Annotated in this window: 15 protein-coding genes, 1 other RNA gene and 1 pseudogene; 6 read left to right on the plus strand and 11 right to left on the minus strand. The window is 53.5% G+C overall.

All coding sequences use genetic code 11. The features are described 5' to 3' along the window. Positions 1-101: 101 nt before the first annotated feature. The 3 genes from V9K95_RS09410 to V9K95_RS09420 form a co-directional block, all read right to left on the minus strand. Entirely contained in the window at positions 102-1,484 is a 1,383-nt protein-coding gene (locus V9K95_RS09410) for an FAD-containing oxidoreductase (RefSeq protein ID WP_336440647.1), read from the minus strand. After that, on the minus strand, positions 1,481-1,942 hold the full coding sequence (locus tag V9K95_RS09415; protein ID WP_307282484.1) for a DUF4126 domain-containing protein: 462 nt from the start codon (positions 1,940-1,942) through the stop codon (positions 1,481-1,483). The genes V9K95_RS09410 and V9K95_RS09415 overlap by 4 nt, the downstream gene beginning before the upstream one ends. Before the next feature lie 322 nt (positions 1,943-2,264). After that, the gene (locus tag V9K95_RS09420) at positions 2,265-2,444 is read right to left on the minus strand and encodes a hypothetical protein (RefSeq protein ID WP_336440648.1); all 180 of its coding nucleotides are present in this window, start codon (positions 2,442-2,444) and stop codon (positions 2,265-2,267) included. Between the two features lie 203 nt (positions 2,445-2,647). Here V9K95_RS09420 and V9K95_RS09425 point away from each other — a divergent pair, with 203 nt between their 5' ends. Further along, positions 2,648-3,574 (plus strand): transglutaminase-like domain-containing protein, encoded by a 927-nt coding sequence (locus V9K95_RS09425; protein WP_115051607.1) that lies wholly within the window; start codon positions 2,648-2,650, stop codon positions 3,572-3,574. A gap of 113 nt (positions 3,575-3,687) precedes the next feature. Continuing rightward, entirely contained in the window at positions 3,688-3,954 is a 267-nt protein-coding gene (locus tag V9K95_RS09430) for a hypothetical protein (RefSeq protein ID WP_115051356.1), read from the plus strand. A 4-nt stretch (positions 3,955-3,958) separates the two neighbouring features. On the opposite strand, the gene V9K95_RS09435 is transcribed toward V9K95_RS09430, so the two are convergent. From V9K95_RS09435 to ffs, 6 genes and pseudogenes are all read right to left on the minus strand, one after another. Continuing rightward, the gene (locus V9K95_RS09435; RefSeq protein WP_442958554.1) at positions 3,959-5,191 is read right to left on the minus strand and encodes a lytic murein transglycosylase; all 1,233 of its coding nucleotides are present in this window, start codon (positions 5,189-5,191) and stop codon (positions 3,959-3,961) included. 45 nt (positions 5,192-5,236) lie between these two features. After that, complete coding sequence (locus V9K95_RS09440; RefSeq protein WP_336440650.1) at positions 5,237-5,686, minus strand: pyridoxamine 5'-phosphate oxidase family protein; 450 nt, start codon at positions 5,684-5,686, stop codon at positions 5,237-5,239. Between the two features lie 95 nt (positions 5,687-5,781). Then, complete coding sequence (gene recR, locus V9K95_RS09445) at positions 5,782-6,387, minus strand: recombination mediator RecR (protein ID WP_307282478.1); 606 nt, start codon at positions 6,385-6,387, stop codon at positions 5,782-5,784. Positions 6,388-6,825: 438 nt separating this feature from the next. Further along, entirely contained in the window at positions 6,826-7,149 is a 324-nt protein-coding gene (locus V9K95_RS09450; RefSeq protein ID WP_008122553.1) for a YbaB/EbfC family nucleoid-associated protein, read from the minus strand. A gap of 16 nt (positions 7,150-7,165) precedes the next feature. After that, positions 7,166-8,998 (minus strand): annotated as a pseudogene (locus V9K95_RS09455) (DNA polymerase III subunit gamma/tau); the annotation flags it as partial. A 100-nt stretch (positions 8,999-9,098) separates the two neighbouring features. Next, positions 9,099-9,195: signal recognition particle sRNA small type (gene ffs / locus V9K95_RS09460), an RNA gene on the minus strand. 70 nt (positions 9,196-9,265) lie between these two features. Here ffs and V9K95_RS09465 point away from each other — a divergent pair. The 3 genes from V9K95_RS09465 to V9K95_RS09475 are packed head-to-tail and all read left to right on the plus strand — an operon-like array spanning position 9,266 to position 11,488. Next, positions 9,266-9,670 (plus strand): HIT domain-containing protein, encoded by a 405-nt coding sequence (locus tag V9K95_RS09465; protein ID WP_115051608.1) that lies wholly within the window; start codon positions 9,266-9,268, stop codon positions 9,668-9,670. 39 nt (positions 9,671-9,709) lie between these two features. Beyond that, the gene (nudC, locus tag V9K95_RS09470; RefSeq protein WP_336440651.1) at positions 9,710-10,654 is read left to right on the plus strand and encodes an NAD(+) diphosphatase; all 945 of its coding nucleotides are present in this window, start codon (positions 9,710-9,712) and stop codon (positions 10,652-10,654) included. 24 nt (positions 10,655-10,678) lie between these two features. Beyond that, positions 10,679-11,488 (plus strand): alpha/beta fold hydrolase, encoded by an 810-nt coding sequence (locus tag V9K95_RS09475; protein WP_336440652.1) that lies wholly within the window; start codon positions 10,679-10,681, stop codon positions 11,486-11,488. Here V9K95_RS09475 and V9K95_RS09480 read toward each other — a convergent pair whose 3' ends face one another. After that, a complete protein-coding gene (locus tag V9K95_RS09480) occupies positions 11,489-12,352 on the minus strand; it encodes a prephenate dehydratase (RefSeq protein WP_307282471.1) in 864 nt (287 codons plus the stop codon). Next, positions 12,352-13,095, minus strand: coding sequence for a 3-deoxy-manno-octulosonate cytidylyltransferase (locus V9K95_RS09485; protein ID WP_370878854.1), 744 nt, complete (start codon positions 13,093-13,095; stop codon positions 12,352-12,354). Before V9K95_RS09485 ends, V9K95_RS09480 begins: the two co-directional genes overlap by 1 nt. A 176-nt stretch (positions 13,096-13,271) precedes the next feature. Here V9K95_RS09485 and V9K95_RS09490 point away from each other — a divergent pair, with 176 nt between their 5' ends. Further along, a complete protein-coding gene (locus V9K95_RS09490; RefSeq protein ID WP_336440653.1) occupies positions 13,272-13,928 on the plus strand; it encodes a c-type cytochrome in 657 nt (218 codons plus the stop codon). Positions 13,929-13,995 lie beyond the last annotated feature (67 nt).

Raw genomic sequence — 13,995 nt, forward strand, 5'->3', positions numbered from 1 at the left:
CTCCAATATGAAACGTTTCATTTGACTTTCCAGATCATACGGCAGTTGTCAATACGTTTGTATGTCCATTGAAGCAAATGTATCCGATTATGGATGTCTGTCTAGTTATCGACAGGCTTCAAATCACAAAGCAAGGTGGGAATCAGCTCCGAAACGGTAGGGTGGATAGGTACTGCCCATTGCAATTTCTCATAATCGACGTCGGCATTCATCATGTCGAGTATGCCATGAATGGCCTCATCACCGCCGGTTCCCAAAATTGCGGCACCTAGAATCTTCTTTGTTTCCGCATCGACAATAACTTTCATGAAACCCTTGGTCTCATCCTTTTCAATTGCGCGTCCGACGCGTGTCATCGGCCTCTTGGAAATCAGAAGTGGTCGACCGGACTTGCGCGCCTGTGTTTCGTTCAAACCTACTCGGCCAAGCGGCGGGTCGATATAAAGCGCATAGCCCGGAATACGCGCGCTGACCTTGCGATCCTCTCCATCGAGCAAATTGGCTGCGACAATCTCAAAATCATTATAGGCCGTATGCGTGAAGGCCCCTCGCCCGTTGCAATCACCAAGCGCCCAAATTCCATCCGCGCTGGTCGAAAGATCATCATGGACCTTGATGTAGCCGCGTTCGTCCCTCTCGATACCGGCTTTTTCTACATCCAGATCATCGGTATTGGGTAGCCTCCCGATAGCCAGAAGCACATGCGAACCGACGATAGCCGGTGCGCCCGAGCTGCAATCGACACTGACTTGCGCGCCCTTCGCATGACGTTTGAACGAAATACATTCGGCATTCAGACGACATTCAATGCCCTCGGCCTCAATTATCTGTCTGATTGCCTCGGAAACATCTTCATCTTCCCGGGAAACCAGTCGCGGACCCTTCTCGACAATTGTCACTTTTGCACCGAACCGGCGGTACATCTGTGCAAATTCGAGTCCGATATAGCTTCCGCCGATCACGACCAGATGTTCGGGAAGTGTGTCCAGCTGCAAGATGCCGGTATTGGTCAGATAATCGATCTCATCAATTCCGGGCATATCCGGAATGACGGCGCGTCCGCCGGTATTGATGAATATTTGAGGCGCCGTATAGGTTTCGCCGCCAACGACTATTTCATGCGGACCGATAAATTTCGCATGACCCTGCACAATGGTGCAATTATCCATGCCCTTCAGCCAACTCTCGATATTATTTCGGGCGGTTGAGGAAACGGTATCGGCTCGTTGCCATATGTGTTTCATGTTAATGCGGATGGGCGTGTCGATCGTAACGCCAAAATCAGCGCCACGTCGCGCCAAATGCGCTGCATAGGCGCTTGCCACCAGCGCCTTGGTCGGCATACAGCCAGTGTTAACGCAGGTGCCGCCGAAAAGCTTCCGCTCAATGAGTAAAACCTTTCTGCCGGCGGTTGTAAGTCTTCCTGCCAGCGCGGGCCCCGCCTGCCCCGCCCCAATAATGATCGCGTCGAAAGAATTACTCATGGCAGCGAAGCAACAATCAGATAGGCACCGATAATAGCCACTGCGTCCTCGATCAATGCCGCAGGCCGATCCTGTCCGAAGCGGGCAGCAAGCGCGCTACGGATATAAGCACCACCATAGGTGCCAATGACAGCGCCTATTGCCCCGGCAATCAACCCGGCAACCAACATGCCGCCGGCAATGCCTATGGCAGCGCCACTGACTGCGCCCATTAGAACGCGTGTGCCAAATTGCACCGGTACTTTTCGACTCGGGGTCGATGGCAACTGATCTGTGATGAGCTCGCCAATGGCGAGTATTGAAATGATCCAGGGCGTGAAGGCATAGCCCAAAAACGCCAGCCAGCTATCACCCAGATTGAGCCAACCCAAATAGGCAGCCCAACTCACCGCTGCCGGCGCGGTCATAGCTCTCAAGCCTGCAATGACACCAATCAGAAGTGCTAGTGTAATGATCATAAAAGTCCAACCCCCGTTGAATTCGCGATCGACCGACAACACAAATGCTCGATGAACAAGAGGTTCAGGCGGCGTTCATATTGCGACACATAATTTGTAAAAATTCAACTGCTGCGCGCGTTACTATTCGCAGCAAATACCGACGGGATTTGTCATGCTTGTTCAGCGTCTTGGCATCGTATTTGTAATATTCTTCGCCTTTGCACTCTCGTTCGGATCCTTCGTGCACAATGCAAAATCAGGACGTGCGCCCTATCATGACAGCTTGATGCAAATCAAAAACTGAGCCTGATGACCTGTTTTTGATAAGATAGCCACGCTGCTAACGGATTTGCTTCTTTTCAGCCGCATCAAGTCTTTGCAAAAGATCACGTAGAACGTCCGGAATATTCTTTTCAACTTTTGATGGACGGGCTGTTTCGATCGTTCGGCGATAATCAGCGCGCACGACCTGCTCGCGAAGCACATTTGCAGTCCGGTCGTTCACTGGATGTCGTGCCATGATCATTCCAATCCACTCCATGCGGCGCATCTCGCACCGTACTAGCATAACTCAAATAAGCTGATTTGGTTCGAATTGCCGCGATTTATAGTCAACAGTTTATGAATCAACCGAATTGCAAAATCCTTCTACGCAAAAAATTCAAGGCTGCGGAACCAGCATCCCGTCCCGGCGTTGTTCTGAAAAGATTAAAGGATATGCCCATGTTGATCCGTGTTGGTTACGAGATAGGAATTCGTTGCAACGAGCCAACCCCTATGACGACCTATCTAAATCTGGAATCCGCACGGCTGAAAGATGTTCAATGCGAACGTGGACCCACGGCAACGCCAGAGGTTAATCTGGAAACATTCACAGATCTGTTTGGAAATAATTGTCTGCGGCTGGTTGCACCGGCAGGCAATTTGTCACTGAAATATGATGCTGTTGTCAACGATGATGGCCTGCCAGATCCGGTCGATGAAAATGCCGAAGAAGTTTCCGTCGACAAACTTCCCACGGAATGCCTGGCTTACCTTTCTGCCAGCCGCTATTGTGAAACAGACGAGTTGAGCAATCTTGCTTGGAGCCTGTTCGGGCATGTCAAACCGGGTTGGACACGAGTTCAGACAATCTGCGATTACGTCAATCAACGCCTGACATTCAGCTATGGTTTTGCAAGGGCCACACGCACGGCTGCACAGGCCCATGAAGAACGTGTCGGCGTGTGCCGGGATTTCGCTCATCTTGCCGTGGCCTTCTGCCGCTGCATGAATATTCCTGCCCGTTACGTGAATGGCTATATGGGCGATATTGGCGTACCCGCTGATCCGGCCCCGATGGATTTCAATGCATGGTTCGAAGTCTTTCTAGGTGGCAAATGGCACACGTTTGATGCCCGCCATAATCAGCGCCGCATCGGCCGGATTGTCGTCGCCCGCGGCCGTGATGCAGCGGACACCCCCCTCATTTATACATTTGGCCCGCATGAATTGACCAATTTCAAAGTCTGGACGTTCGAAGAGAACGCTCCAACATTTACCAACAGGCGTTTTGAGAAAATATCGCTGGTAACCCCGTGGTTTAGCCAAAGGTGGTCCCGGCTTTCACGGCATATCCGGCAAGCATCCGAGACAGAACCAACGATTTAGAGCCCTTTCTCGCTCAGAACCATTGTACCGGAACAAACATGCTTGAGGTTTGCCATGCCACATTTGGCAGGGTAATTTGCTGCTTCGGTTCGGTCTGAGGAGGAGCCCACAGGATGCTTTTCGATAATGCGTCGAAGTCGATTTACTCGCAAGAAGACTGGAACATCATGCAAGCGGCCTACGACAAAGCCGCCAAAACGCTCGTTGTAAAGTCCAGTACCGATGACGACGCCAGGATCATTGCAGAAACTGTTATGACAGCCTTCAACCGTGGCAATAAGGATATTAATTCTCTGGCGGCCTTGGCGGTTATTACCGCGATCAACTCGCATCCAAGCCTGAACCAAAATGGATTTGAGCAGCGCAAGCGGTCAGGATAAGCGTTTATCTGATCGCTTTGACAAGCGCATTGTCCGGAAAACAGGTTGGCTCCATTCCCTGTTTTGTCTGCCATGCTCCAATTGACCGCCGCGTCTTGAAACCGGGAAACCCATCCGCGCCGCCTGCGTCATATCCCTGCTTTTCCAGCGTCTTTTGCATGCTGGCAATGTCAGAGCGATAAAGTCCGCCAACGTCGCCCCAGCCAGTGCTGAATCCTTTTGCACCATGGGCAATCCGATCACCAATATGCCCGATGAACAGGGCATATAGATCACTCATATTGTACTCTTTTAGGACATAAAAATTCTTGGTAACGATGAATGCAGGCCCGTGCCTTCCGGCGGGCATCAAAAGGAAGCCTTCGCGCTTCATCTCGCTGGACGGAAAAGCCTTGCCATTGACCCGGCTGATACCCAGTTGTTCCCAGGCGGAAAACAGCTTGCCCTGATCCGGCCCCTCCAGGGAACAGCTCACAGTTTGCGGCACGGTGACCTCATAGCCCCAGTCCCGCCCTGCCTGCCAGCCATATTGCTTGAGATAATGACCGATAGAACCCAGCGTGTCCGGCACTGAGTTCCAGATATCCCGTTTGCCATCACCGTCAAAATCCACCGCATGTTGCAGGTAAGAGGTCGGCATGAATTGCGGCTGACCGAGCGCTCCGGCCCAGGAGCTTTTCATGGCACCAGCGTCAATATATCCCTTCTGGACAATCTCCAGCGCAGCCATCAGTTCCTTGCGGAACATTTCCTTTCGCGAGGCCAGAAATGCTTTTGTACCAAGTACGGTAAAGGCGTTATTTGGAATTTTTACGCTGCCATATCCGCTCTCGCGTCCCCAGACTGCAAGCACGATCTCACCCGGGACACCATATTTGCTTTCGACGGCCTTCAGGGTCCGGGCATATTGCCCTGCCCGCGCCACGCCGCCAGCAGTTGTGGCATTTATGGTCTTATCATTGAAGTATTTTCCCGGCGAGCCGAACTCGGACTGAGCCTGCTTCTTTGGTGTCTTTGGCTTTTCGCCCGGCAGAATCAGATCAGGCAAGTCCAGATTGGGCGATACCCCGGCAAAAGCCTGATCGAACACTGCTTTCGAAATGCCCGCTGTCTTGGCATCAGGCCAAAGATCATTGGCAAGCCAGTTTTGGAATTGCGCATCAACCTCGGGCTTGGACGCCGCGAAGGCAGATAATGTGCTTGTGCTCAGCACAAGCAGAATACGCAACCCAATGATAAAATGCTTTTTTATCAAATCCTTGAGTCCCGCACTGTTGGCGTCTTAACTGGCAACGGTTTTGTGGCCGGTGGTATGAATGATGGCAACACGGAAATATACCGGTTCCAGCGGACGGACATGATTTCTTGAAATCGTTTTTACATAGGCCGGTTCCCACCACTCAGCCGTTCGGCTCAAAAGACGATGTGCATTATTGCGCGCCTCTATATGGCCGGGTTCGCTTGTCAGCTCTTCGAAAATTCCGGTGACGACGACGCTTTGCCAATTATTAGTGGCAACGATCTCATCAAACTCTATGCACACTTTGGGATTTTCACGCATCCAGTCGACTTTCGTGCCCGCTGACGTGAGTGAATAAAGAGAAACGTCATCGTAAGCGAAACTCAGGGGAATAACGTAGGGTTGATTATCTTTCGCGCACGCCAATCGCCCGATTGTTGCGCGTGCCAGAAACTCCTTGATTTCCTGCTGCGTCATATCCTGGATAATCATGAAACTTCGCCCCTGTTGCCCGGCCCCGAAATTTTTCGGTCCTATCGCATTTTAGTATAACGACCATAAATCTCGAAAAAGACAAGTTAGCGGCTTCACAGTGTGGTTCTTGCGCGCAAGGCAGCCGTTAATGTTCCTTCGTCAAGATAGTCAAGCTCACCCCCAACCGGCACGCCATGAGCTAGTCTGGTAATTCGGACATCAAAATCTGCCAGCTGATCGGTGATATAGTGTGCTGTTGTCTGACCCTCGACAGTCGCATTCACCGCAAGAATAATCTCCTTGATCTCCCCTTCGGCAACCCGTCCGACAAGCGTCGCAATATTGAGATCATCCGGGCCGATACCATCAAGCGGAGAGAGGCGTCCGCCAAGAACATGATAACGGACATTCATCGACCCGGCACGTTCCAACGCCCAAAGATCGGAAACATCCTCGACCACGATCAGTGTCGCGCGTTCGCGGCGTGGATCGGTGCAAATCATGCAGGGGTCGGATGTATCCACATTTCCACATGTTGAGCAGATGCGCACCTTCTCGGCCGCATCCTGCATCGCGGTGCCAAGAGGAATCAGCAGCGCTTCTTTCTTCTTGATAAGGTGGAGGGCGGCGCGCCTGGCAGAACGCGGACCAAGCCCCGGCACTTTGGCTAGGAGCTGGATTAGGCGCTCAATTTCTGGACCGGCGATTCGTTTCGACATATCGCCGGTTTAGAGCAATTCGCGGCTTTAGGGAATCAAAGACCGGCGGAGTGTTCAACCCATCCAACATTTTGGTCGAAATAATACAATCTTGGATTGGTTGTTCCGGCTCCAAGACCCGATAAGGATCGTATCGGTGATCGCAACGGGTTTGAGGGCAAAAGCAGCAGCACGGTGCCAGCCAGTGTATTGGAGAGGACGGGCTTCTCCAACTGCGGCATCAGCCATGCTCTCGACTTGGAGGTGAAACTATGCGGAGATTTCCGTTTAGCGTAACTCTTATTGTGAAAAGAACCCGGACCAGCTGGTCACTGACATTCCGGGTTCAATTTTCAAAATGAGACCAGGGGACGGGCGAAAGCTCGTTCCCTACTCCAAGAACAGTCTATCTTAATAAGACATTCTTTCCAATAAACTTCTGGTTGCTTTCGAATAGGATTAAAACGGCAACTTGAATCCCGGAGGAATTGGCAGGCCCGCAGTCAAGGCTTGCGTTTTTTCTGCCATGATTGCCTCGACCTTCGCCTTGGCCTCATTGTGCGCAGCGATGATGAGATCCTCAATGACTTCGATATCATCTTCCTTGAAGAGTGAAGGATCAATGGTCAGTGCAGTCAGTGCGCCTTTGCCGGAAAGCTTGACAGTGACAAGCCCGCCACCCGCCTGCCCTTCGGCCTCAAGTGCGGAAATTTCCTCCTGCATCGAAGCCATCTTCGCCTGCATTTCCTTGGCCTGTTTCATCATGCCCATTATGTCACGCATGGGTTATCTCCTGTGTTCAATCATCTTCTTCAACGGGCGCCAATGTATCATCACCTGCACCTGCGGATAATTCATCATCGGCTTGCCCCGCGGGCGTGGCTATGCGCACGTTGATAATCTTGGCGCCCGGAAACTTCGAAAGTATGGCGGCCACATCCGGATCTGCACGCGCATCGCTCAGCAAGCCTTCACGCTTTGCCGTTTCGACTTCGTTGAGTGTCTTGCTGCCTTCCTCACGCGAAAGCGAAACCATCCAGCGAATGCCCGTCCAGTCGCCAAGCTTTTGCGATAAATCTGTCAGCAGGGTTTTCGGCGCAGCTTCAGTCAGGTTAATCTCAAGACGCCCGGGCTTGATACTGACCAGCCGCACGCAATTCTTGACCATGATCTTGAACTGCATATCACGCTGCTTGTCTGCAAGTGCGATGATATCTTCAATACTGCCTATCTGAACCGAAGGAACGGCCTCTTCAACAATCTGCGGCGAAGCGAGCATGGCCGGTTCCGGTTGGATAGCTGGTTCAACCAGCCGCATGGTTGCGCCGCCACTCGCGTTCACAGTGCCGCGAGCAGTTGCCACCGCATCGCTGGCACGTGCCATCGAGGCACCGCCATTGCCCGGATTCGGACGCGGCCCATTATTGTCGCCGGCGGTACCAGGCAAAGCTGTGCCGTCATCCAGCGACTTCAATGCTTCATCAAGCGTGGGCAAATCTGCGGCATGGGCAATGCGGATGAGCAGCATTTCGGCTGCCTGAACGGGGCGATTTGAATTCTCGACCTCGGCCATACCCTTCAGCAACATCTGCCAAGTCCGGGAAAGGACGCGAATGGACAATTTCTCTGCAAAATCACGTCCGCGCAGCCGCTCGTCTTCTGACAATGAAATATCGTCGGCAACATCCGGGGTAAAACGAATGCGTGTGACCAAATGATTGAAGTCGGCAAGGTCGGTCAACACTACGCTGGGATCAGCTCCAACATCATATTGCGAGCGGAACTCACGCAATGCCGAAGCCACGTCGCCGCGCATCAGCATTTCGAACAAATCGATGATCCGCGCACGATCCGCCAAGCCCAGCATCGAACGCACAGCCTCGCCATTCACTGTGCCTGCTCCATGCGCTATGGCTTGATCGAAAATGGACAGCGAATCACGCACGGAACCCTCGCCTGCCCGCGCGATCATGGACAGCGAGGTATCGTCCACCGTTATGTTTTCCAGACCTGCGATCTTGCGTAAATGCGAGGTCAACAGGCTGGTATCTATGCGGCGCAAATCGAAACGCTGGCAGCGCGACAGAACGGTGATGGGAACCTTGCGGATTTCCGTCGTCGCAAAAATGAATTTCACATGGGGCGGCGGCTCTTCAAGCGTCTTCAACAGGCCGTTAAAGGCCTGATTGGAGAGCATATGCACCTCATCGATGATATAAACCTTATAACGCGCCGATACCGGACGGTAACGCACCTGTTCGATGATCTCGCGAATATCATCAATGCCCGTATGGGAAGCAGCATCCATCTCGATCACGTCGACATGCCTGCCTTCCATGATAGCTTGACAATGCTCGCCCATGACAGAAAGGTCTATGGTTGGCTTGTCTATATCGCCATTCTTGTAGTTGAGGGCGCGGCCAAGAATTCGCGCAGTCGTGGTCTTGCCGACACCGCGCACACCCGTCAGCATCCACGCTTGCGCGATCCGTCCTGTCTCGAACGCATTGGTCAGCGTCCTGACCATTGGCTCCTGGCCAATCAGATCGTTGAAATTTTCGGGGCGATATTTGCGGGCGAGCACGCGATAGGCGCTGTCTGGCTTTTTCGTGTCCATCGCGTTTGTTCCGCTCCTGCATTTACTTCTTGTATATGGCGCAAGTTTGGACCGCCATGCACCATAGCGTCAATGCCGGTTGCGGCTTTGACACAGGCAGGTACACATAAAAAGGGTGGGAGGCTGGCACGGCGACCCGTGCCTGGCTCGTTGGGGCTGCTTCCTTCCGGACCTGACCCGGTTGGCGAGTGGCTCGTCCACCACCAACCTCCCGGTTTTCATATCGGCAATCCCAACGCAAAAAGCAAGCGCACACAGAAAAAAACTGCTATTTACTCGTACATCATGACATTCGCACTCGACGCAAAACTAAACGCAGATACCTTCCCCATCGTAAAACTGGGTCTTTGTGACCTGCGCTTGATGAATGACCGGCGTTGGCCATGGCTTATTCTTGTGCCGCAAAGACCGGGAATCACTGAAGTTCATGAATTGACGCCGCTCGATCAGACGATGTTGACATTCGAGGCGGGCATCGCGGCGCAGGCACTCAAGTCGATTACCAATTGCGAAAAGATCAATACGGCTGCACTTGGCAATATAGTTCGCCAACTACACGTTCATGTCATTGCACGGAACACTGGCGATCCGGCATGGCCTGGGCCGGTCTGGGGCCATGGAACACGCGAGCCTTACAGCAAAAACGACGCAAAGGTCTTTGCGAAAACGATTCTCGACGCTATTTAAACAATCCCGTCCAGTTTCCCCGTTCTGGAGCTTCCATTCATGTCGTTTCGTCTTTTTGATGCTCCGCTAGCCGAGCCCAGCCATTTTGTGGGATTCGCCGGGAACAGGATCAATCGGCATTCGGAAAAACGGAGTGACGACGTTGTCACCCTTGCGCTGGCAAATGCCGACGCGCGCATGTTGCTGGTGGGCGATGGCAAGATACTGGTTGATTGCAGCGCCTCGGAAGGGAATGCGTTTTTCGGGATGGAAGCAGCCTCGGCGCTTCTCCCGGGATTGAACAAGACAATTTATCTCGGCCTTCAAGACGATATGCCAATATTGGCAGGACCGAGCGGCCTTTCTCCGGAAGCGCTACCTATGGGCATTGAGGCGGTTGACTATCGTTCGGCCTATACGCAAGGGCTTATTCCCCCAGATCAGATAGGAGCCATGGCGCAAGCCGTGTCACTGCTCTCATGGCATGACACCCACAAGTTTTGCGGGCGCTGCGGCCATGAAACCGTCATGCGGGATGGCGGCTATCGTCGTACATGTCCCAATTGCGAGGCTCAGCATTTTCCGCGCACAGACCCGGTGGCAATCATGATGGTCGTGCGCGGCGACAAGTGCCTGCTGGCGCGCGGGGCGCATTTTGGGACCGGCATGTATTCCTGCCTCGCCGGGTTTATCGAACCCGGCGAGACTATCGAAAATGCAGTGCGCCGCGAAACCATGGAAGAAACCAACCTGCCTGTAGGGCGCGTTCTCTATCATGCCAGCCAGCCTTGGCCCTTCCCCTATTCTTTGATGATCGGTTGCCATGCCGAAGCCCTCTCGGACGATTATATATTGGATACGGCAGAGCTTGAGGCTGGACGCTGGTTCAGCCGCGAAGAAGTCAGGACCATGATGGACCGCACGCATCCAGATGGTCTTATGACGCCGCCCGCAGGGGCCATTGCAGCCCACCTCATCCGCAGCTGGGTGGAGAGCAAGTTTTAATCATTGGATAGAAAGGCGACGCCTGTGGACTTTCGCGATGATGAGCTGAAAAACTTTGAAGCCAATGGTGCGCTGCCATTACCGGACGCGACCGACGAGGGTTTCGTTGAGAACGATGGAGCCAGCATCCACTATTCTGCCTATGGTGCCGGAGCGCCGGTAATCCTGCTTCATGGCGGATTGGGCCATGGCGGCAATTGGGGCTATCAGGTTCCAGCTCTTGTCGATGCCGGACACCGCGCGCTTCTCATCGACAGCCGTGGACATGGCCGCAGCACGCGTGACAGTAAACCCTATAGCTATGAGCTGATGGCATCCGATGTGCTTGCGGTCATGGATCGATTGAGCATTGCCAAGGCCGCTCTACTTGGCTGGAGCGACGGCGCCTGCACATCAATGGTGCTCGGCATAAAGGCATCGCATCGCGTCACCGGTGTCTTTTTCTTTGGCTGCAACATGGACCCGAGCGGCACCAAGGAAGTCCAGCCAAGCCTAGCGCTCGATCGTTGCTTCAGCCGCCATGTCAAGGATTATGCCGAGTTATCGGCAACGCCTGATCAGTTCGAGGACTTTCTGGCAGCCGTCGGCAGAATGATGAAAACGGAACCTAATTATGGTGCCGCCGAGCTGGCGAAGATTACGGTGCCGGTCACTGTCGTTCAAAGCGAGCATGATGAATTTATCAAGCAGGAACATGCCGAATATCTCGCGCGCACCATCCCGGGCGCAGAGTTTCTCCTGCTACAGGGCGTCAGTCACTTCGCGCCGCTGCAACGGCCTGACCAATTCAATCAAGCAGTCCAGCAATTTCTCGACCGAATCTCAGCTCAATAATTAGTCTTCGCTTATTTGCGAGCTTCGGAATGTCGTGTCAGCTGGGTAGACACCCAATACACGCACTTCCTTCGAGAAGAATTCCAGCTCCTCCAACGCCTGGGCGACATTCTTATCGTCCGGATGGCCTTCAATGTCCGCGTAAAACTGCGTCGCCGTGAATTTACCGTCGATCTGGTAGCTTTCCAGCTTGGTCATATTCACCATGTTCGTGGCAAAACCGCCCATCGCTTTATAAAGTGCAGCCGGAACGTTGCGGACGCGGAATACAAAAGTGGTCATCATCAGCGCATCGGAGGTACGCGGTGCCCATTTTTTGGTTTTTGTCAGCACGACGAAGCGCGTGACATTGTTTTCAGTGTCCTCGACATCCTCTTCGAGAATATCCAAACCATAGAGGCTTGATGCCAGACGCGGCGCCAAAGCAGCCATCGTTCTGTCCTTGACTTCCGCGACCAGACGCGCAGCACCGGCGGTGTCGCCAGCGATCACCGGCTTCCAGCCATTCTTGCGAATATATTTGCGGCATTGGCCAAGTGCATGGATATGGCTGTGGACAGAGGTGATCTCGCTGCGCTTCGTGCCCGGTAGAACCATCAGCTGAAAATGGATCGGCAGAAAATATTCGCCAACAATGTGTAGTCGCGATTCCGGTAACAGATGGTGGATATCGGCAACACGTCCGGCAATGGTATTTTCAATTGGAATCATTGCCAGATCGGCTGCACCGCTTTCAACCGCATTGAACGCATCTTCAAAGGTCGGGCAAGGCATGGGTTCCATCGTTGGAAACATGTTGCGGCAAGCCGTATCGGAATTTGCGCCGGGTTCACCCTGAAAAGAGATGCGGTTGGTCTTGGTCATTATCCTTGGCCTTGTTTCATATTCAATAATTCGCGGGCGCGATCCAGATCTTCCTGCGTGTCCACACCCAACGGCACAGAATCGACAATCTCGACATCAATGCGCATCCCAGACTCAAGCGCGCGCAGTTGCTCCAGCCGCTCACGCCGCTCCAGCGGCGAGGGTCCCAGCCTGACAAAACGCTCAAGAGCGGCCCGGCGATAGGCATAAAGCCCGATATGGTGGTAAAGCGGCCCCTCGCCCCAAGGGGCTGTCGCACGCGTGAAATAGAGTGCACGCAACTGGGTTTCACTCAAAGGCGAGCCGATGATCTTGACCACATTGGGATTGGTCTTTTCCGCTTCGTGGCGAATCTCGACCGCCAGCGTACCAATATCGGCAGGACCATTGAGCAATGGCAATAGAGCGCGCTTTATAACATCCGGTTCGATGGTTGGCAGGTCACCTTGCACATTAACAACCGCATCAATATTCCCATCAGGGTCGAGTGCTTGCAGCGCTTCATAGATGCGGTCGGAGCCGGATTCGTGATCGCTTCGGGTCATGACAGCTTCCAGCCCGTAAGCTTCGACTGCCAACTTTACCTCAGCCGTATCAGTGGCCACAACGGTGCGGCCAAGGCCCGCAGCTATGGCGCGCTCAGCAACGTGAACAATCATCGGCTTGCCTGCAATATCGGCCAAAGGCTTGTTGGGAAGCCGTGTCGAAGCCATTCTTGCCGGTATCAGGTTCAATATTCTCATCATTCCTCACACCCCTACGGTGTCAAAAAGTCTCAGGCAGAACCGCCCTTATATGTGTTGCAAGTGGGAGATAAAACCCCTAGTTTCCGCGCAATCACGAGGGGTTTCTGCCACAAATGCAGCGGTTTGCATTGATCAGATATTGAAGCCCTCCGCAAGAGGAGTAATGAGCGACGATGGGATCCGCATTTAATAAGTACGCCATGGCGTTTCTGGCAACAGTGTTCGTTGTCATGTCCGCGGCCATCATGTCCGACTCCCTGTTCAATTCGCACGCTCCCGAAAAGCCAGGCTTTATTATTGAAGCACCTGAGGGCGGCGAAGCAACCGCAGGCGCAGAGGCTCCTGCCGCAGCGGTGCCGGTGGCAACCCTGCTCGCTTCAGCTGATGCGAAGCGCGGTGAAGCTGTGTTCAAGCGTTGCGCTGCTTGCCACACCGCAGAAAAGGGCGGCGCTAACAAGGTCGGCCCGAATCTTTGGGACATTGTTGAGCGCCCGATCGCGACCCATGAAGGTTTCAGCTATTCCGGCGCCATGAAGGAATTCTCCAAGGGTGGCCAGGAGAAGTGGACCTATGATCACCTCAATCACTTCCTGACCTCGCCAAAGGGCTATATCAAAGGCACCGCCATGGGCTTTGCGGGTGATAAGAAAGATCCGGAGCGTGCCGATTTGATCGCCTATCTGCAGACGCTTTCAGATAGCCCGAAGCCATTCCCTGCAGCTGATGCTGCTCCAGCCGGTGAAAAGCCTGCTGAAGGCGCTGCACCTGCCGCTCCGGCACCAGCGGGCGAAACACCCGCAGCGCCTGCTCAGCCAGCGCCAGCACACTAAAACCTACTTATATCGATCTAAAAGCCGGGCTCAATGCCCGGCTTTTTTGTATCAACTCCCCGTGTTT

Source organism: Phyllobacterium sp. CCNWLW183, assembly GCF_037203775.1.
GTDB lineage: Bacteria > Pseudomonadota > Alphaproteobacteria > Rhizobiales > Rhizobiaceae > Phyllobacterium > Phyllobacterium ifriqiyense.